Source organism: Streptomyces sp. JL2001 (assembly GCF_050917515.1).
Taxonomy (GTDB): Bacteria; Actinomycetota; Actinomycetes; order Streptomycetales; family Streptomycetaceae; genus Streptomyces.
Genome location: NZ_CP169421.1, coordinates 6,670,942 through 6,688,554 on the forward strand (window position 1 = coordinate 6,670,942; position 17,613 = coordinate 6,688,554).

Annotated in this window: 18 protein-coding genes and 1 riboswitch; of the genes, 5 read left to right on the forward strand and 13 right to left on the reverse strand. The window is 73.4% G+C overall.

From position 1 onward, the window contains the following. Positions 1 to 88 precede the first annotated feature (88 nt). Complete coding sequence (locus ACE1OA_RS29845; protein WP_356779174.1) at positions 89 to 829, forward strand: GntR family transcriptional regulator; 741 nt, start codon at positions 89 to 91, stop codon at positions 827 to 829. 108 nt (positions 830 to 937) lie between these two features. On the opposite strand, the gene ACE1OA_RS29850 is transcribed toward ACE1OA_RS29845, so the two are convergent. Then, a complete protein-coding gene (locus ACE1OA_RS29850) occupies positions 938 to 2,095 on the reverse strand; it encodes an ROK family transcriptional regulator (protein ID WP_356602463.1) in 1,158 nt (385 codons plus the stop codon). Positions 2,096 to 2,239: 144 nt separating this feature from the next. On the opposite strand from ACE1OA_RS29850, the gene ACE1OA_RS29855 reads away from it, so the two are divergent. After that, positions 2,240 to 2,629, forward strand: coding sequence for a hypothetical protein (locus tag ACE1OA_RS29855; RefSeq protein WP_432753636.1), 390 nt, complete (start codon positions 2,240 to 2,242; stop codon positions 2,627 to 2,629). 57 nt (positions 2,630 to 2,686) lie between these two features. On the opposite strand, the gene mug is transcribed toward ACE1OA_RS29855, so the two are convergent. The 3 genes from mug to ACE1OA_RS29870 form a co-directional block, all read right to left on the reverse strand. Next, a complete protein-coding gene (gene mug, locus ACE1OA_RS29860) occupies positions 2,687 to 3,247 on the reverse strand; it encodes a G/U mismatch-specific DNA glycosylase (RefSeq protein ID WP_356602628.1) in 561 nt (186 codons plus the stop codon). Beyond that, positions 3,244 to 4,686 carry an adenylosuccinate lyase gene (gene purB / locus ACE1OA_RS29865; RefSeq protein WP_356602459.1) on the reverse strand — a complete coding sequence of 481 codons (1,443 nt, stop codon included), beginning with the start codon at positions 4,684 to 4,686 and terminating at the stop codon, positions 3,244 to 3,246. The genes mug and purB overlap by 4 nt, the downstream gene beginning before the upstream one ends. A gap of 153 nt (positions 4,687 to 4,839) precedes the next feature. Next, positions 4,840 to 5,619, reverse strand: a complete 780-nt coding sequence (locus ACE1OA_RS29870; protein ID WP_356602457.1) for an SGNH/GDSL hydrolase family protein — start codon at positions 5,617 to 5,619, stop codon at positions 4,840 to 4,842. 61 nt (positions 5,620 to 5,680) lie between these two features. Here ACE1OA_RS29870 and ACE1OA_RS29875 point away from each other — a divergent pair, with 61 nt between their 5' ends. Further along, on the forward strand, positions 5,681 to 6,694 hold the full coding sequence (locus tag ACE1OA_RS29875) for a maleylpyruvate isomerase family mycothiol-dependent enzyme (RefSeq protein ID WP_432753637.1): 1,014 nt from the start codon (positions 5,681 to 5,683) through the stop codon (positions 6,692 to 6,694). 125 nt (positions 6,695 to 6,819) lie between these two features. On the opposite strand, the gene ACE1OA_RS29880 is transcribed toward ACE1OA_RS29875, so the two are convergent. The 8 genes from ACE1OA_RS29880 to bioB all read right to left on the reverse strand — a co-directional run bounded on the left by ACE1OA_RS29880 (position 6,820) and on the right by bioB (position 14,577). Further along, entirely contained in the window at positions 6,820 to 7,839 is a 1,020-nt protein-coding gene (locus ACE1OA_RS29880; RefSeq protein WP_356602453.1) for a hemolysin family protein, read from the reverse strand. After that, a complete protein-coding gene (locus ACE1OA_RS29885) occupies positions 7,836 to 9,278 on the reverse strand; it encodes a hemolysin family protein (RefSeq protein WP_356602451.1) in 1,443 nt (480 codons plus the stop codon). The genes ACE1OA_RS29880 and ACE1OA_RS29885 overlap by 4 nt, the downstream gene beginning before the upstream one ends. 172 nt (positions 9,279 to 9,450) lie before the next feature. Further along, positions 9,451 to 9,876 carry a GNAT family N-acetyltransferase gene (locus tag ACE1OA_RS29890; RefSeq protein WP_356779179.1) on the reverse strand — a complete coding sequence of 142 codons (426 nt, stop codon included), beginning with the start codon at positions 9,874 to 9,876 and terminating at the stop codon, positions 9,451 to 9,453. Between the two features lie 184 nt (positions 9,877 to 10,060). After that, on the reverse strand, positions 10,061 to 10,726 hold the full coding sequence (locus tag ACE1OA_RS29895; RefSeq protein WP_432753638.1) for a class I SAM-dependent methyltransferase: 666 nt from the start codon (positions 10,724 to 10,726) through the stop codon (positions 10,061 to 10,063). A 68-nt stretch (positions 10,727 to 10,794) separates the two neighbouring features. Further along, positions 10,795 to 11,139 (reverse strand): VOC family protein, encoded by a 345-nt coding sequence (locus ACE1OA_RS29900; protein WP_386545156.1) that lies wholly within the window; start codon positions 11,137 to 11,139, stop codon positions 10,795 to 10,797. Between the two features lie 18 nt (positions 11,140 to 11,157). Beyond that, complete coding sequence (gene bioD, locus ACE1OA_RS29905) at positions 11,158 to 11,874, reverse strand: dethiobiotin synthase (protein WP_432753639.1); 717 nt, start codon at positions 11,872 to 11,874, stop codon at positions 11,158 to 11,160. Positions 11,875 to 12,059: 185 nt separating this feature from the next. Continuing rightward, entirely contained in the window at positions 12,060 to 13,340 is a 1,281-nt protein-coding gene (locus ACE1OA_RS29910; protein ID WP_384870210.1) for an adenosylmethionine--8-amino-7-oxononanoate transaminase, read from the reverse strand. Continuing rightward, positions 13,333 to 14,577 (reverse strand): biotin synthase BioB, encoded by a 1,245-nt coding sequence (gene bioB, locus ACE1OA_RS29915; RefSeq protein ID WP_356602439.1) that lies wholly within the window; start codon positions 14,575 to 14,577, stop codon positions 13,333 to 13,335. Before bioB ends, ACE1OA_RS29910 begins: the two co-directional genes overlap by 8 nt. Positions 14,578 to 14,721: 144 nt before the next feature. Between bioB and ACE1OA_RS29920 the strand changes: the two genes are divergently transcribed. Continuing rightward, on the forward strand, positions 14,722 to 15,885 hold the full coding sequence (locus ACE1OA_RS29920; protein WP_384870208.1) for an 8-amino-7-oxononanoate synthase: 1,164 nt from the start codon (positions 14,722 to 14,724) through the stop codon (positions 15,883 to 15,885). A gap of 207 nt (positions 15,886 to 16,092) precedes the next feature. Beyond that, positions 16,093 to 16,521: an ATP-binding protein gene (locus ACE1OA_RS29925; RefSeq protein WP_356602435.1), complete on the forward strand. Its 429-nt coding sequence runs from the start codon at positions 16,093 to 16,095 to the stop codon at positions 16,519 to 16,521. 361 nt (positions 16,522 to 16,882) lie between these two features. Here ACE1OA_RS29925 and ACE1OA_RS29930 read toward each other — a convergent pair whose 3' ends face one another. Further along, the gene (locus ACE1OA_RS29930) at positions 16,883 to 17,359 is read right to left on the reverse strand and encodes a C40 family peptidase (protein ID WP_432753640.1); all 477 of its coding nucleotides are present in this window, start codon (positions 17,357 to 17,359) and stop codon (positions 16,883 to 16,885) included. A gap of 3 nt (positions 17,360 to 17,362) precedes the next feature. Further along, positions 17,363 to 17,480, reverse strand: a riboswitch (cyclic di-AMP (ydaO/yuaA leader). Positions 17,481 to 17,613: the final 133 nt, after the last annotated feature.

Below are 17,613 nucleotides of genomic sequence, written 5' to 3' on the forward strand. Positions count from 1 at the left end.
GCCTTATGGTCGCAGAGTTAGTGCAGGAACCTTTAATAAACAAGGGCGCGGAAAACTGCCGGGGACACGGCGATTGCGGAGGATCAGGGTGGGGACCACGCAGCTGGAGACGGTGCCGGAGCCTAAGTACTGGCACCTCAAGACCGTGATCGGCGAGGCGCTCGACTCCGACTTCGCCGTCGGGGAGATCCTCCCCAACGAGCGGGACCTGGCCGCGCGCTTCGGCGTCGCCCGGGCCACCCTCCGCCAGGCCCTGGAGCAGCTGGAGCTCGAAGGCCGCCTGCAGCGCCGCCGCGGTGTGGGCACGACCGTCGCCCCGCCCCGGGTCGGCGTCGACGTCTCCACCACCCAGCACACCTGGCCCGGCGTCGGCGAGGACACCTGGCAGTCCGTGGACTCGGCCACCGACGCGGTTCCGCCCGCCGTGGCCCGTCTCCTCGACATCGAGCCCGGCGAGCAGGTGCACGTCGTGCGCCGGCTGCGCGTCACGGAGGGCCAGCCCGTCGCGGCCGAGCTCCTCTACGTGCCGTCCGGCTCCGTCCCCGGACTGTCGGCCGCCGGTGTCCCCTCCGGCCCCGCCCGCGCCGGCGGCGTGCTGCGCGAACTCCAGCGCCTCGCCCTGGACGGCCAGGACCGCTCGGTGGAACTCGGCTCCGCGCGGGCCGACGACGCCAAGGAACTGGACCGCCTGCCCGGCGCTCCCGTCCTGGTCGTGACGACCCGCTACCTCTCCGAGGGCCGCACCGCGGCCGTCTCGCTGGCCACCTACCGCGCCGACACCTGCCGCCTCACCTTCGGCGACTCCGGCGACCTGGTCATGGCCTCCTGACACCACCCGGCCTGCCGGCGGGCACACCCGTCCGGCCGACCGGAACCCGCTCCACGAAAGGACGGGCGCCCGCGACGCGGGCGCCCGTCCTTTCGTCGTCGGCTCGTGTCAGCGGCGGGCGGTGACGGTGCCCTCCACCGCGAACAGCTGCTCCTCCACATGGTCCAGGGCCAGGCGCAGCGCGCCCGTACCCACGGCGGCCTCGCCCAGCATCGACAGGACCACCCGCGGGGGGCGCAGGCAGAAGCGGGCCAGTTCGTCCCGCAACGGCTGGAGGACTCCGTCCAGGCCGGCCGCCCAGCCGCCGACCACCACCAGTTCCGGATCGAGCGCGAGCACCAGCGCCGCCACGTCGTGGACCAGCCGCTGGGTGAAGCGCTCGACGGCCGCCTCCGCCCGCGCGTCGCCCTGTCGTGCCAGGGCGAAGACCTTCGCGACGGCTTGCTCGTCCAGCGGGTGCAGCGGCTCGTCCGTCGTCGACAGCAGGTGCTCCGGAGTGACCCCCTGACCCAGCAGGTGCAGGGCGCCGATCTCCCCGGCCGCCCCGCCGTACCCGCGGTGCAGCCGTCCGCCGATCAGCGAGCCCGCACCCGGGCTCAGCCCGGCCAGCACGAAGACGATGTCGTCGGAGTCGGTCGCCGCGCCCTTCCAGTGCTCCGCGACCGCCGCCGCGTTGGCGTCGTTCTCCACCAGCACCGGGCAGCGGAAGGACCTCCGCAGCCGTTCGCCGAGCGGCAGTCCGGTCCAGCCGGGGAGCGCCGTACCGAGCCGGACGGTGCCGTCGGCCTCCACGATCCCCGGAGTTCCGACGCCGACCGCCCGCAGGTTCGCCCGCGGCACGCCGGCCCTGCGGAGCACGTCGGCGACGACCGTACGGACCCGCTCCAGGCGCTCGTCCTCCGGAGCCGCCTCCGATACCTCCCGGGCACCGGCGCCGATGATTCGCCCGTCCAAGCCGGAGAGCAGCGCGGCGACCCGGTGCGGGCCGATCTCGATGCCCAGCAGATGCCCCGCCTCGGCGCGGAACCGGAACCTCCGGGCCGGCCGCCCCTGGCGTCGCGCCTCACCCTCCTCGGGCGCGGCCTCGACGACCAGTCCGCCTTCGATGAGCCCCTCGACGACGCCCTCGACCGTCGGCCGGGACAGGCCCGTGATCCGGGTCAGATCCGTGAGCGTCAGCGCGTCGGCGCCTCGCAGGGCATGGAGCACCACCGCGGAATTGATCCGCCGCAGCAGCGACGGGTCCCCGCCGGTCAGCCTCCCCACCGTGTGTCCTCCCAGCTCGCGCGCATGTTCTGCCGGATGTTACTCAATGGACCGGAGGGCGGCGAGCGCCGGCCGTGGCGTGGGCGGCGCTCGGGACCTCCTGACGGATCACCAGCTGTCGGTGCCCACCGCTTTACTGGACCCATGACGCTCGCACAGCACCTCGCCGCCATCGACCTGCTGCGCGCCCGCGCCTTCCCCGACCAGCCCTACCACCTGGCCGAGTTGGCCCCCGCCCCTGCCTGTCCGGAGGCGCCCGGAGAGGACCGGGCGGAGGCCGAGCGGGAGGCCCTCGCCCTGCTCCTCGCCGCCCGCTGGGGACCACCCCACCTCGTCGGCCTGTCCGGCCTCCTGCTCAGGTCCGGGGCGGGGGAGGAGATACCGAGGCCCTGGGACCTGCTCGCCGGCGCGGTGCCGGACATCCAGCTCTGGCGGACGGACGGGCCGGCCGCCTGGGTCGCCCTCGGCGTCACCGGCTCGGGCGAGGAGGGGCGCCGGCTCGTCGTCTGCGTCACCGAGGTCGATCCTCCGTGAACACCCGCGCGCCGCCACCCCGGCCGTGCCGCCCGGACGCCTCGCATCCGCGGCCCGCTACGTCCGCCGGTCCGGTACGCCCGCCCGCTCCCGCAGCCTGCCGAACTCCTCGGCCATCGACTCCAGGGTCCAGTGCGCGTTCAGCCCGCTCGGATTGGGCAGTGCCCAGATCCGCGTCCCGCCGATCGTCCGCTCCTGCGGCCCGATCACCGCCTTCCGCTCCCCGAACGCCGTGCGGTACGCCGTGATGCCGACCACCGCCAGCCACCGCGGGCGCACCCGCTCCACCCGTGCGGTCAGCCGCCGGCCGCCCTCCCGGAACTCCTCGTCGGAGAGCTCGTCGGCCCGCGCGGTCGCCCGCGCCACGACGTTCGTGATGCCGAGCCCGTACGCGAGCAACTCCTCCTGCTCGTCGGGCCGCAGCCGCCGCGGGGTGAAGCCCGAGAGATGGAGCACGGGCCAGAAGCGGTTGCCGGGGCGGGCGAAGTGATGCCCCGTCGCGGCCGACATCAGCCCCGGGTTGATCCCGCAGAAGAGGACGGAAAGGCCGCCCGCCACCACGTCGGGAATGACGCGGTCGCGAGCGGCCTCCAGCTCCTGCGGGGTGAACCCGGTCAGAGGATCGACCCGGGGGTGTACCCGGCGGCCTCCGGGTGCTGCTTGACGATCTCCTCGATACGGGAGACGACGACGGCGACCTGGTCGGCGGCGGCGCCGGTGAAGGACAGCTTGTCCGCCATCAGCGCGTCGAGCTGAGCCCGGTCCAGCGGGATCCGCTCGTCGGCGGCCAGCTTGTCGAGCAGCTCGTTGCGCTCGGCGCCCTGCTCGCGCATGGCGAGGGCGGAGGCGACGGCGTTCTCCTTGATCGCCTCGTGGGCGACCTCGCGGCCGACACCGGCGCGGACGGCTCCCATGAGGACCTTCGTCGTCGCCAGGAACGGCAGGTAGCGGTCCAGTTCGCGGGCCACGACGGCCGGGAACGCACCGAACTCGTCGAGCACGGTCAGGAAGGTCTCCAGCAGGCCGTCGAAGGCGAAGAACGCGTCGGGCAGCGCGACCCGGCGGACCACGGAGCAGGAGACGTCGCCCTCGTTCCACTGGTCGCCGGCCAGCTCGCCGGTCATCGAGGCGTAGCCCCGCAGGATGACCATCAGGCCGTTCACACGCTCGCAGGAGCGGGTGTTCATCTTGTGCGGCATCGCGGAGGAGCCGACCTGGCCGGGCTTGAAGCCCTCGGTCACCAGCTCGTGACCGGCCATCAGGCGGATCGTCTTGGCGACCGACGACGGAGCGGCCGCCAGCTGCACGAGCGCGGTGACCACGTCGTAGTCGAGGGAGCGGGGGTAGACCTGGCCGACCGAGGTGAAGGCCTCGGCGAACCCGAGGTGACCGGCGATCCGCTGCTCCAGCTCCGCCAGCTTGGCCGCGTCGCCGCCGAGCAGGTCGAGCATGTCCTGCGCGGTGCCGACCGGGCCCTTGATGCCCCGGAGCGGGTAGCGGCCGAGCAGGTCCTCCAGGCGGCCGTAGGCGACGAGGAGCTCGTCGGCGGCGGTGGCGAAACGCTTGCCGAGGGTCGTGGCCTGGGCGGCGACGTTGTGCGAGCGGCCGGCCATGACCAGCTCGGCGTACTCGCCGGACAGCTTGCCCAGACGGGCGAGGACGGCGACGGTGCGGTCGCGCATCAGCTCCAGCGAGAGCCTGATCTGGAGCTGCTCCACGTTCTCGGTGAGGTCGCGGGAGGTCATGCCCTTGTGGACGTGCTCGTGACCGGCGAGGGCGTTGAACTCCTCGATGCGGGCCTTCACGTCGTGGCGCGTGACCTTCTCGCGCTCGGAGATGGAGGCGAGGTCGACCTGGTCGAGCACGCGCTCGTAGTCGGCCAGGGCCTCGTCGGGAACCTCGATCCCGAGGTCCTTCTGAGCACGCAGCACGGCGAGCCACAGCTGACGCTCCAGCTTCACCTTCTGCTCGGGGGACCAGAGGACGGCGAGCTCCGCGGAGGCGTAGCGGCCGGCCAGGACATTCGGGATGCGGGGCTTTGCAGTCGCAGCAGTCACGTGACCAGATTCTACTGGCGGTTTCTGCAGGCCAGTGACACGGCCGCCTTCGTCTCTTGCTACGAGACGCCCGTCACTCCGGTCGCCGGTCGCGGTGCCCGACGCCCCACCCGAGTGCCGTCGCCGCGCCCCGCGCCGCCGGTGGGGCGCTTCTCACACCACCGGCGGTTCGAAGGGCAGCAGCTCCGGACGCTTGGCCGGGCGGCCGTCCCCGGAGGAGCGGCCGGTCAGGCGCCGGCCGATCCAGGGGCCGAGGTACTGCCTGGCGAAGCGGGCGTCGTCGACCCGGCGGGTCGCCCACCGGGGGCGCGCCGCCGGGGGCAGCGGGGTCGTCCAGTCGCTCTCGGCGGCCAGGCCCAGGCCCTGCCAGACGGCCTCCGCCACCCGCCGGTGTCCCTCGTCGGTGAGGTGCAGGCGGTCGACGTCCCACATCCGTGGGTCGCCGAGCGCGGGCGTGCCGTACAGGTCGACCACCAGGGCCCCGTGGCGCGCGGCGAGTTCGTCGACATGGGCGAAGAGCTCCTCCATGCGCGGCCGGAAGCGCTCCATGACGGGGCCGTTGCGTCCCGGGCTGCGCATCAGGACCAGCTGCCCGCAGGACGGGGCCAGCCGTTCGACCGCCTCGGTCAGCAGCCCCCGCACGCGACCCATGTCACATCGCGGCCGCAACGTGTCGTTCAGCCCGCCGACCAGCGTGACCACGTCCGCCTTCATGTCGGCGGCCACGTCGATCTGTTCGTCGACGATCTGGCCGATGAGCTTTCCGCGGACGGCGAGGTTCGCGTATCGGAATTCCGGGGTACGCGCCGCGAGACGCTTCGCGAGGAGGTCGGCCCATCCCCGGTAGGAACCGTCCGGCAGTCGGTCCGACATACCCTCGGTGAAGCTGTCGCCGACGGCGACAAGACTTGTGTAGGTGGCATTCATCTCCATGGCGGTGCGATCATACCGAACGGTATGGCTCTCGGGCCGTCGGAGCCCGGGAGGGGAGACCGTGAGCGACACGCTCGAGAACACGCTGGCCGAGGCGCTGGCCGAACTGGTGACGGTCGTCGAGACCTGCGACGGGGACACCCTCGCCCCGGACACCGCCGTGACGTGGCTGGAGAGCACGGGGTACCTGCTGAACAGGCTCCCCGTCGCCGAGCGGCACACCCTCGACCGGCTCTTCCGCGAGGCCGCGCTCCGCCGGCCGCCCGGCGCCTGGCGCGAGCGGATGCTGAAGGTCTCCGAGGGCTTCGGCCTGACCGAGGACGCGCACGGGGCCGCGTGCGACGCGGTCGAGCGGTACACGCGACGACTCGTCGCGACCGTCCGGCACGCCGACCCCGCCACGCCCGTCCCGACCTGCCCCGGCTGGACCCTCGCCGACCTCGTACGTCACGTGGGCACCGTGCACCGGTGGACGGAGCACCTCGTGCGTACCGGGGCGACCACCCGGATGCGGGCCGCGGAGGTCCCCCTCGACCTGCCGGCGGGACCGGCCGGACTGCCCGACTGGCTGGCGGCCGGTGCCGAGACGGCCCTGGCCACCCTGCGCGCCGCCGACCCCGGGTCCCCCGTCTGGTCCCCGGGCGCCGACCCTCACGTCCGCTACTTCCCGCGCCACGTGCTCTTCGAGACCGTCGTCCACCTCGCCGACGCCGAACTCGCCCTCGGGCGGGAGCCCGGCCTCGCGCCCGGCACGGCGGCCGACGGGATCGACGCGCTCCTGGAGAACCTGCCCTACCTTCCCGCGGCCGCCGAACGGGTCGCCCGGCTCGACCGCGACGGAACGAGCATCCGTCTGACCGCCACCGACACCGGCGCGGCCTGGACCGTCGTCCTCGGCGGGGGCGGCTTCACCTGGCACCGGCGCGGCGAGAGCGGGGCCTCGGCCGCCGTCGAGGGAGCCGCGGCTGACCTGCTCCTGTTCCTCTACGGGCGCCGCCGCGCCGAGGACCCGTGCCTCACCGCCTCGGGCGACCGCACGCTGCTGGACGCCTGGGGCGCGGCGACCGCGCTGTGACGGCGCGGGGCGCAGCGCCCCGCGCCGGACACTTCCGGACGGCCGACGGGACCCGGCCCCCCGCGGGGGCCGGGTCCCGTCCCGCTGCCACGCCTCACACGGGGGCCGGTACCCGGCCCCCGCCGTCACGGCGCCGCCGGGCGGCCAACCAGCTCCCGCAGCACGTCCTCCATCGTGACGAGGCCGGCCAGCTTGCCGTCCTCGCCCTGGACCGCCGCGAGATGGGTGCGTCCGCGCCGCATCGCGGTCAGGACGTCGTCCATCGGCGAGGCCGCCCGGACCCGGGCGATCGGCCGCAGGGCCGAGACCGGGAACGGCAGATCGCGCGGGGTGACGTCCAGGGCGTCCTTCACATGGAGGTAGCCCAGGATCCCGCGGTCCGAGTCCACCACCGGGAAGCGTGAGAAACCGGACCGCGCCGAGAGCGCCTCCAGCTCCTCGGGCGTCGTCCCCACCGCGGCGTACACGACCTTCTCCACCGGCATGACCACGTCCCGGACCGGACGGCGGCCCAGCTCCAGGGCGTCGTGCAGCCGCTCCGCGGCCCGGTCGTCGAGCAGACCGGCCACACCCGAATCGGTGACCATCCTGGCCAGCTCGTCGTCCGAGAACGTGGCCGAGACCTCGTTCTTGACCTCCACGCGCAACAGCTTGAGCAGTGCGTTGGCGAAGGCGTTGACCGCGAAGATCACCGGGCGCAGCGCCCGGGCGAACGTCACCAGCGGCGGGCCGAGGAGCAGCGCCGTACGGACCGGTTCGGCCAGCGCGACGTTCTTCGGGACCATCTCGCCGAGCAGCATGTGCAGATAGGTCGCCAGGGACAGCGCGATCACGAACGAGATCGGGTGCACCAGGCCGTGCGGCACGCCGATCGCGTCGAAGACCGGCTCCAGCAGGTGGGCGATCGCCGGCTCGGCGACGATGCCCAGCACCAGGGTGCAGAGCGTGATGCCGAGCTGGGCGGCGGCGAGCAGCGCCGAGACGTGCTCCAGGCCCCACAGGACGCTGCGCGCCCGCCGGTTGCCCTCCTCCGCCTGCGGCTCGATCTGACTGCGGCGCACCGAGATCAGGGCGAACTCCGCGCCGACGAAGAAGGCGTTCACGACCAGGGTCAACAGACCGATCAGCAACTGGATCGCGATCATCGTCCCGCCTCCCCGTTCTCGTCCGTCCGGCGGTCCGTGCGACGGTCCGTCCGGGACCTGCCGGTGCCGGAGCCGCCCGATCCGCCGTCCGCCGCGCCGTCGCGCACGCCGTGCTCCGCGTCGTCGTCCGGCTCGTCCGGCGGCGCGTGCATCAGCACCCGCGCCGCGCGCCGACCGGTGGCGTCCACCACGTCGAGCCGCCAGCCGGCCAGCTGCACGCTGTCCCCGACGGCCGGGATCCGGCCCAGCTCCGTGGCGAGCACGCCCGCCAGCGTCTCGTAGGGGCCGTCGGGCACCCGCAGGCCGATCGCCTCCAGCTGGTCGGTACGGGCGGCGCCGTCCGCGGACCAGAGCTCGCGCCCCTCCGTGTCGGCACCCGCCCGCGCCAGGTCCGGCGTCTCGTGCGGATCGTGCTCGTCGCGGACCTCGCCGACGACCTCCTCGACGATGTCCTCGAGCGTGGCCACGCCGGCCGTGCCGCCGTACTCGTCGATCACGACCGCCATCGTCTGCCGGCCGGAGAGCCGGTCCAGGAGCTTGTCCACGGTCAGCGTCTCCGGCACCAGCAGCGGCTCGCGCAGGATGTCGCCGATCCGCCGGCGCGCCCGGTCCTCGGCCGGTATGGCCAGAACGTCCTTGATGTGGGCGATCCCCACGACCGAGTCGAGGCTTCCCCGGTAGACGGGGAAGCGGGACAGGCCGGTCGCGCGGGTCGCGTTGGCGACGTCCTCGGCCGTGGCCTGCACCTCCAGCGCCGTGACCTGGACGCGCGGGGTCATCACGTTCTCCGCGGTCAGCTCGGCGAGGTTCAGGGTCCGGACGAACAGCTCCGCGGTGTCCGCCTCCAGCGCGCCCTCCTTCGCGGAGTGGCGGGCCAGCGCCACCAGCTCCTGCGGGGAGCGGGCGGACGCCAGCTCCTCGGTGGGCTCCAGCCCGAACCGGTGCACGATCCGGTTGGCGGTGTTGTTCAGGTGGCTGATCAGCGGCCGGAAGGCGGCGGTGAAGACCCGCTGCGGGGTCGCCACCACCTTGGCCACCGCCAGCGGGGAGGAGATCGCCCAGTTCTTGGGTACCAGCTCGCCGACGACCATCAGGACGACGGTGGACAGCGCGGTGCCGATGACCAGGGCCACCGAGGAGGCGACCGCGGGGGACAGCCCGAGGTCCTCCACCGGCCCCCGGATCAGGGCGGCGATCGACGGTTCGGAGAGCATGCCGACGACCAGGTTGGTGACGGTGATGCCGAGCTGAGCGCCGGAGAGCTGGAAGGTGAGCGTCTTGACGGCCTTGAGCGCGCTCGCCGCCCCGCGCTCACCCCGCTCGACGGCGGCTTCGAGCTCGCCGCGCTCGACCGTGGTCAGCGAGAACTCGGCCGCGACGAAGGCGCCGCAGGCGAGTGACAGCAACACCGCCACGAGGAGCAGGAGCACTTCGGTCATCGGTTCACCTCCGTCCCATGATCAGTCAGGAGGAGGAGGATCGCTCGATGTCGGTCCCGGTCGTGTCGCAGCGTGCTACTGGGAGGCTCGCCCATGGGCGGACGCTCACACCTTTCGGTCGTCGTGGAAGAGGAAGCAACCATGGTAAAGGATGAGCAAAGCAGGGTTGCGATCAGCCCGTGAGCGGCTTCACCCAGCGGGTCCACTGGTCCTGCGGCCCGTAGGAGGCCGCCCGCCAGGCATGCTGCCCGAGCTCGTTGCGGTCGAGCACCATCGCGTCCACCCGCCGGCCCCCGAGCCGTACGAAGTGCTCCTCGGCCGCAGCGAGCAGCGCGCCGCCCACCCCCCGTCGGCGGTGGTCGGGATGCACGGCGAGCCGGTAGAGGTGACACCGCCAGCCGTCGAACCCGGCGATGACGGTGCCGACGAGCTCACCGTCGTGCTCCGCGAGGATCAGGGCCTCGGGATCACGGGCGACGAGCCGCTCGATCCCGTCCCGGTCGTCGCTGATGCTGGTCCCCTCGGCGGCGAGCTTCCAGAAGGCGAGCACGTCGTCGAGGTCGGCCGCCACGGCGGCCCGGATGCGCGGTTCGGTCATGGGCCGCATCCCATCACCGGCCCCGGGGGGCCGTCGACCATGTTTCGCCATACGGGCAGGGCGGGTGCCGTCGCGGCAGGGTGGTGCCCGCGCAGCCGCTCCGGGGCCGGCGACCGTCGCCGCGACCGCCCCCGAACCGGCGGCGAACCCCCGCGCGCCCATCGCCTCAGCGCCCCCGCGCCCCTCAGACCCGTCGTGCCGTGCCCAGCACACAGAACGACGACGGCAGCCGGGGCCCGCCCTCCGGGACCGTGAACGTCCGGTACGCCGTCGGCTCGAAGCCCGCCGCCTCGATCGCCGCCAGCGGATCGCGCGCCGTGTGACACCCGCCGAACAGCAGCGGCCACACCGTGCGGTCCAGCACCCGCTGAGTCCGCGCCATGCCCCGCCCCGGAGCCAGACCGTGCTCGAAGAAGCGGAGTTCGCCCCCCGGACGCAGGACCCGGTGCAGCTCCGCGAGCGCCCTCGGCACGTCGCGGACGGTGCACAGCACCAGCGAAGCCACCGCCGCGTCGAAGCCCTCGCTCTTGACCGGCAGCGCCTCCGCCGCGCCCGGCGCCACGTCCACCGGGACCTCGGCCCGCCGCCCGGCCTCCACCGCCAGACGGCGCAGATGCTGCTCCGGTTCGATGGCCACCACCTCGGACACGGTGCCGGGGTAGTGCGCGAAGTTCAGCCCGTTCCCGGCCCCGACCTCGATGACCCGGCCCGACAGCCCGGCCAGCAGCTCCGCGCGCAGGGCGGCGACGCCGCCCTTGTCGTCGGCGGAGACGCTGAACCGTGCGTAGAAGCGGGCGAAGAGCGGATGGTGGACGGCGTCCCGGGGAACCCGGGTCGTACGCGGTGACATCGCGGACCTCCTCCGACGCGCGGGAGCGCGGACACGGACGGGGGGATTCTGCCCCGTACCGGCCCCGGTCAGCCCGTCACGAAGCAGAACTCGTTGCCCTCCGGGTCGCGCATCACCTGGAAGGAGCCCTGTTCGTCCGTGACGATGCCGCCGCTGCGCACCGCTCCGAGCCCGGTCGCCTCGTCGGCCGCCGCGGCCACCGCGGCCACCTCCAGATCCAGGTGGACCCGGTTCTTCGCCGTCTTGCCCTCGGGAACCCGCTGGAAGGCGAGCCGGACGAACTCCGGCGGGTCCACGTACGACCAGTCGGGACCCCGGTCCACCGGAGTCCCGCCCAGCAGCCCGGCCCAGAAGCGCACCAGGGCCGCGGGGTCGGCGCAGTCGAAGACGATCTCCTGAACGTGTGCGCGCATGCCCTCAGCCTACGGAGATCACGCCCGGTGCGTCGAGGAGAAGGAATCCGCGTCCCATGCGCCGCCCAGCGCCGGGGCGAGCCAGCTCCTCGCCGCCTCCCGGAACGCCGCCGGATCGAGCGCGCCCGCGCCGGCCGGCACGGCCCCGAGCAGCGGCGCGCCGGCCGCCTCGGGCAGGTCGGTCAGGTTGCAGCGTTCGGCCAGGTCCGGGGCGGCCGGCCAGCTGCCGACCACCACGCCGAGCTGCGCGACGCCGCGCGCCCGGAGCGCCTCGGCGGTCAGGGTGGTGGTGTTGAGAGTGCCGAGCCCGGCCGGCGTCACCACCAGGACCGGTGCGTCCAGCAGCCGGGCCACGTCGGCGAGCGTGCCGCCGTCCGCGTCGAGGCGGACGAGGAGCCCGCCGGCTCCCTCCACCAGGACCAGATCGTGCTCCGCGGCGAGTTTCGTGGCGGCGGCGGCGATCTCCGACGGGCCCACCGGCGCCATTCCCGCCCGCCGGGCGGCGGTGGCGGGTGCCAACGGCTCCGGGAAACGGGCCAGTTCGACCGACGCGGCGGCGCCGGAGAGCCGGACGGCCTCGTCCGCGTCCCCGCGTTCGCCGGGCTCGAGTCCGGTCTGCGCCGGCTTGAGCACGGCCACCGACCGTCCGGCCGCGGTGGCCGCGGCGGCCACCGCCGCGGTCACGATCGTCTTCCCGATCTCCGTACCCGTACCGCTGACGACGATGACGGTCATGGTCTGCTGCGTCCTTTCCGAGGTTCCGCCGCCACGCACTGGCGGCGGGCGAAGTACCGATCGGCCGGAGCCGGTCGCCGGGCGCCGTCGTACGGCCCCGGCCCTCCGGACGGCCCGTTGTGCCGGGCGCGGACCCCGGATTCCCCCGAGGTCCGCGCCCCCGCCTCGCTTCGGGGCCGAGGCGGTCAGCCCGCCGCGGCCGCCGCGCGCACCGCCTCGCAGATACGGGCCACGTCCGCGTCGCCGGTCACGAACGGCGGCATCGTGTAGATCAGGTCGCGGAACGGCCGCAGCCACACGCCCGCCCGCACCGCCGCCTCCGTGGCCGCCGCCATGTCGATCTCGTGGTCGAGCTGCACGACACCGATCGCGCCGAGCACCCGCACGTCCCGGACACCGGGCACGTCGGCCGCCGCCGCGAGCCCCTCGCGGAGTCCCGCCTCGATCCGCTTGACCTCGACGGCCCAGTCCTGGGACAGCAGCAGGTCGATCGAGGCACAGGCCACCGCCGCGGCCAGCGGATTGCCCATGAACGTGGGGCCGTGCGCCAGGACCGGGACCTCGCCGCGCGAGATGCCGTCGGCGACCCGCGAGGTGCACAGCGTCGCCGCCATCGACAGGTAACCGCCGGTCAGGGCCTTGCCCACGCACATGACATCCGGGGCGACCCCGACGTGGTCCGCGGCGAACAGCGCGCCGGTGCGGCCGAAGCCGGTGGCGATCTCGTCGAGGACCAGCAGGACGTCGTGCTCGTCGCACGCCTCGCGCAGGACCCGCAGGTACTCGGGAGCGTGGAAGCGCATGCCTCCGGCACCCTGGACCACCGGCTCCACGATGACCGCGGCCAGCTCCTCCGCGTGCTGCCCGATCCGCTCGCGGAGCAGCTCCGCGTACGCCTCGTCGTACTCGGCGGGCGGCGCGTCGACGAACACCTGCTTCTGGAGCACGCCCGACCAGAGGTCGTGCATCCCGCCCTCGGGATCGCACACCGACATCGGCGTCCAGGTGTCTCCGTGGTACCCGCCGCGCCAGGTGAACAGCCGGTGCTTGCCCGGCCGCCCCACCGAGCGCCAGTACTGCAGGCACATCTTGGCCGCGACCTCGACGGCGACGGAACCCGAGTCGCTGAGGAAGACGTGCCGGAGCGGACCCGGGGTGATCTCCACCAGCCGGGCGGCCAGCCGGACGGCCGGCTCGTGGGTGAGCCCGCCGAACATGACGTGGCTCATCCGGTCCAGCTGGTCGCGCGCCGCCTCGTTCAGCACAGGGTGGTTGTAGCCGTGGATGGCCGACCACCACGAGGACATGCCGTCGATCAGCTCGGTCCGCCCGTGCACCGGCTCGGCGAGACCGAGGCGCACACCGGACGCGCACGCGACGACCAGCGGATCCGTGCGGCCCGGCATGGGGCCGTACGGATGCCAGACGTGCGCCCGGTCCAGGGCCAGCAGTTCGCTGTTACGCATTCGGCGCGAGGTCCGTGCCGGCGCCCCGGCGCCGCACCGCCACGAGGTCGGTCCGGGCGTTCGTGCCCTCGCCCTCCCCGGCGGACCCGGCCGCCGCCACCGGCGCGGTCTCCGCCGGCGCCGCGTGCCCGCCGCACGGGCCGCAACCGCCGCCCTGCTCGTGCGAGCCGCAGCCGCCGCCCGCCCCGGCCTCGGCGTGCGAGCCGCAGCCGCCCACCGCGGCGGCGGCCTCGACGCGGTGCCTCGGCAGCGTCGTCGTGCCCGCGCCCTCCACCTCGAAGCCCGCGTCCGCGATCATGTCGAGGTCGGCCTGACCGGCCTGCCCCTCACTGGTGAGGTAGTCGCCCAGGAAGATCGAGTTCGCGATGTTCAGCGCCAGCGGCTGCATCGAGCGCAGGTGCACCTCGCGTCCGCCGGCGATCCGCACCTCCACGTCGGGGCAGACGAACCGGACCATCGCCAGGATCCGCAGGCAGCGCTGCGGGGTGAGGTGCCACTCCTTGGCCAGCGGCGTGCCCTCGAAGGGGATCAGGAAGTTCACCGGCACCGAGTCGGAGTCCAGCTCACGCAGCGCGTACACGACGTCGACCAGGTCCTCGTCGCTCTCGCCCATGCCCGCGATCAGACCGGAGCACGCCGACAGACCGGCGGCGTGCGCCTTCTGCACGGTGTCCACGCGGTCCGCGTAGGTGTGCGTGGTCGTGATCTCCCCGTACGTCCCCTCGGACGTGTTCAGGTTGTGGTTGTACGCGTCGGCTCCCGCGGCCCGGAGCCGCTCCGCCTGGCCGTCCGAGAGCAGGCCGAGGCACGCGCAGACCTCGACGCCCTCGTTCTGCTCCTTGATCGCCTCGATGGTCTTGCCGACCCGGTCCACGTCCCGGTCCGTCGGACCGCGGCCGCTCGCCACCAGGCAGACCCGCTTCGCGCCGCCCGCGACACCGGCCGCCGCGGCCTCGGAGGCCTCGTCGGGCTTCAGCCAGGTGTACTTGAGGATCCCGGCCGTGGAGCCGAGCCGCTGCGAACAGTACGAGCAGTCCTCGGGGCACAGCCCGGACTTCAGATTGACCAGATAGTTGAGCTTCACCCGGCGTCCGAACCACTGGCGGCGCACCTTGCCGGCCGCGGCCACCACATCGAGGAGTTCGTCGTCGGAGGTCGCCAGCACGGCGAGCGCTTCTTCACGGGTCGGCAGCTCGCGCCGAAGCCCCTTGTCCACCAGCGTGTTCAGCAGGTCCATAAAGGCTGATCCTCGCTTACCGCACACCCCGCGGCCAAGGAGGAACTGAACAAACGAGGCCGTTTGATGTGTGGGCATGGCCACACCCTGACCTTGCCCGCGGAGCGTTAGGGTCTGTGCGCTGCCTACAAAAGGATCTGCCGCATGCATCGGGACGAGGACACGCGCCGCACCGCGTTCGACTGGACCGAAGCCGAAGCGCGCCGGCGAGCGGACGCCGGGCTCGTCCGCACGCTGCGGCCCCGCGCCGCGGAATCGGAGCTCCTCGACCTGGCGAGCAACGACTACCTCGGCCTGACGCGGCGCCCGGAGATCACCGAGGCGGCCGCCGAGGCCGCCCGCCGCTGGGGCGCGGGCTCCACCGGCTCCCGGCTCGTCACCGGCTCCACCCGCCTGCACGCCCGGCTCGAACGCGAACTCGCCGAGTTCTGCGGCTTCGAGGCAGCCCTCGTCTTCTCCTCCGGCTACACCGCCAATCTCGCCGCGCTCACCGCGCTGAGCGGCCGCGACGCGCTCATCGTCTCGGACGCGGGCAACCACGCCTCGATCGTCGACGGCTGCCGGCTCTCGCGCGCCGAGACCGCCGTCGTCCCGCACGTCGACCCGGAGGCGGTGCGCAAGACGCTGCGCGCCCACGACGGCCGACGGGCCCTCGTGGTCAGCGACTCGGTCTTCTCCGTCGACGGCGACAAGGCCCCCCTGGCCGAACACGCCGAGGCGTGCCGTGAACACGGCGCCGCGCTCGTCGTCGACGACGCCCACGGCCTCGGCGTCCTCGGCCACGGCGGCCGGGGCGCACTGCAGGAAGCCGGCCTCGCCGGCGACCCCGACGTGGTCGCCACCCTCACCCTCTCCAAGTCGCTGGGCAGCCAGGGCGGAGCCGTCCTCGGTCCGGCCCGTGTCATCGAGCACCTGGTCAACACGGCCCGGACCTTCATCTTCGACACCGGCCTCGCCCCCGCGGCGGCGGCCGCGGCACTCGCGGGCCTGCGCCTGATCCAGGAGGAGCCCGCGCTCGCCGGCCGCGCCCGGACCGTCGCCACCACCCTGCACCGACTGCTCACCGAGGCGGGGCTGACCGCCGCGCGCCCGGACGCGGCCGTCGTCTCCGTACGCGCCCCGTCGCCGGACGCGGCGCTGCGGTGGGCGGCGGACTGCCGCGAGCAGGGCCTGGCCGTCGGCTGCTTCCGTCCCCCGTCGGTGCCCGACGGCATCTCGCGCCTGCGGCTGACGGCCCGGGCGGACCTGACGGACCTGGAGATCGGCAAGGCGGTCTCGACGATCGTCCGTACGGCCCCACCGGCCTGACGCACCGGCTCCGCCGTCCCCGCCCGTGCCGGGCGTCACCACCTGCCGCGCACCCTCAAAATCCCCTGCCTGTAGCAGAGTTCACCGCTTCGGGCGATAGATATATGCATATCTTGGTGGATCGACCCTCATGGTGGCACGAGAAGTGGCAGTCTGGCGCGAAGCGCAATCCGGGGCTGGCCCCGGTGGGAAAGGGACAGCGTCGCCATGGCAGATCACCAGGAAGCAACCGTCACTCTGCCGAGCGATCCGGCCTCGGTCTCCGAAGCCCGGAGGTACGTCGCCGACGTCCTGACCGGATGGGGGCTCGCGGGCGGCAGCGACACCGCCGACACCGTCCGGCTGATCGTGTCGGAGCTGGCCACCAACGCCGTCCAGCACACCTTCGGCCAGTCGCCCACGTTCACCGTCGACGTCCGTCTGGTGCGCGAGGAACAGCTCCACATCGGTGTCACCGACAGCTACCCCCGCTGGCCGAGACGCCTGCCCGCGGCGGTCCAGCAGGACAACGGCCGGGGCATGGTCATCATCCGCATCCTGACCGCCGAGGCGGGAGGCCGCCTCTCGGTCACGCCGACCGACGAGGGCGGCAAGACCGTCTGGATCAACCTCCCGTGGACGGCGTCCCCGAACTAAGGGCTGTCCCGTAATCCGCGGTGGGTTGGCGCACGGCGTCGGATGCGGTGCATCGCAAGGCGGAGGATCGCTCTCATACTGGGCGTATTCGGGCGATCCGACAACGCAGCGAAGGGCCGTAGCCGGCGTCGTGCGCCCGCCGGGGATTACGGGACAGCCCTTAGGGCCGCTCGTCCGGACCGGGCCCCGGGCCGGTGTGCGAGGGTGCGGCGGCGCCGCCGCACCCCCCCGGCCCGTCGGCCGTCGCGCCGTTCGTCAGCAGGCGGGTCCCCGTCGTGGGACCCGCCGAACCGGCCGCCCGCTGTCCTGAGCGGCCGTCAGGGGGTCGTCGGAGGCCGTGGGAGGGCCTCCTGCGAGGGCGTCAGCGGACCCGGCCGTAGTAGACCTTCGAGGACCAGATCCGGTCGAGCTTCACCCAGGAGCCGGTCTTGGGGGAGTGCCAGATCTTGCCGCTGCCGGCGTAGATGCCCACGTGGTACACCCTCCCCCCGGAGTGGAAGAAGACCAGGTCCCCCTTCTGCCTGCCGGAGGCGGCGATGTGCCGGGTCTTGTTGTACTGCTGCTGCGCGGTACGGGGCAGCGACTTGCCCGCCTTCCTGTACGAGTAGAGCGTGAGCCCCGAGCAGTCGAACCTGGTGGGCCCGCTCGCTCCGTACCTGTACGGCGATCCCTTCTTCGACGCCGCGACGTTCAGCGCCTTGCCGGCGTACGTCGTGGCGGCCTGGGCCTCCGGCGCCGCACCTGGTGCCAGCAGCGTGCCGCCGACGGCGGCGAGGGCGAGAGCCGAGACGGCTCCGGCCCGGGACAGCAGGGACGGGACATGAATCTGCGCAGTCATGCGCAACCCTTCGTCAGCCGCCTGTGAAGGATGACCTGTCGGGTTCGGGCTGGCGAAGTTGCCCGGCCGCGGCTGCGGCTTCACCCCAAGGAACGGCCCCACTGGCCGGCCGTTCCGTACTGCTCGGGTCCTCCACTCCTGCCGATCCACTCCTGTCGACCAGACATCCGGGACGGCGGCAGGACTCGGCGTCCGCCCGGACCGCCCCGCCGCGGTGGCGGGGGCTTGTCGTCGTCAGGGATCTTGACCCACGA

What these genes read in the sequence shown, in the direction of transcription:
- ACE1OA_RS29855 (WP_432753636.1), top strand. Translation starts at nt 2,240, where the DNA reads ATGACGCTCGCACAGCACCTCGCCGCCATCGACCTGCTGCGCGCCCGC.
- ACE1OA_RS29870 (WP_356602457.1), bottom strand. Translation starts at nt 5,619, where the DNA reads ATGGAGATGAATGCCACCTACACAAGTCTTGTCGCCGTCGGCGACAGC.
- ACE1OA_RS29880 (WP_356602453.1), bottom strand. Translation starts at nt 7,839, where the DNA reads ATGATCGCGATCCAGTTGCTGATCGGTCTGTTGACCCTGGTCGTGAAC.
- ACE1OA_RS29885 (WP_356602451.1), bottom strand. Translation starts at nt 9,278, where the DNA reads ATGACCGAAGTGCTCCTGCTCCTCGTGGCGGTGTTGCTGTCACTCGCC.
- ACE1OA_RS29890 (WP_356779179.1), bottom strand. Translation starts at nt 9,876, where the DNA reads ATGACCGAACCGCGCATCCGGGCCGCCGTGGCGGCCGACCTCGACGAC.
- ACE1OA_RS29895 (WP_432753638.1), bottom strand. Translation starts at nt 10,726, where the DNA reads ATGTCACCGCGTACGACCCGGGTTCCCCGGGACGCCGTCCACCATCCG.
- ACE1OA_RS29900 (WP_386545156.1), bottom strand. Translation starts at nt 11,139, where the DNA reads ATGCGCGCACACGTTCAGGAGATCGTCTTCGACTGCGCCGACCCCGCG.
- bioD (WP_432753639.1), bottom strand. Translation starts at nt 11,874, where the DNA reads ATGACCGTCATCGTCGTCAGCGGTACGGGTACGGAGATCGGGAAGACG.
- ACE1OA_RS29910 (WP_384870210.1), bottom strand. Translation starts at nt 13,340, where the DNA reads ATGCGTAACAGCGAACTGCTGGCCCTGGACCGGGCGCACGTCTGGCAT.
- bioB (WP_356602439.1), bottom strand. Translation starts at nt 14,577, where the DNA reads ATGGACCTGCTGAACACGCTGGTGGACAAGGGGCTTCGGCGCGAGCTG.
- ACE1OA_RS29920 (WP_384870208.1), top strand. Translation starts at nt 14,722, where the DNA reads ATGCATCGGGACGAGGACACGCGCCGCACCGCGTTCGACTGGACCGAA.
- ACE1OA_RS29925 (WP_356602435.1), top strand. Translation starts at nt 16,093, where the DNA reads ATGGCAGATCACCAGGAAGCAACCGTCACTCTGCCGAGCGATCCGGCC.
- ACE1OA_RS29930 (WP_432753640.1), bottom strand. Translation starts at nt 17,359, where the DNA reads ATGACTGCGCAGATTCATGTCCCGTCCCTGCTGTCCCGGGCCGGAGCC.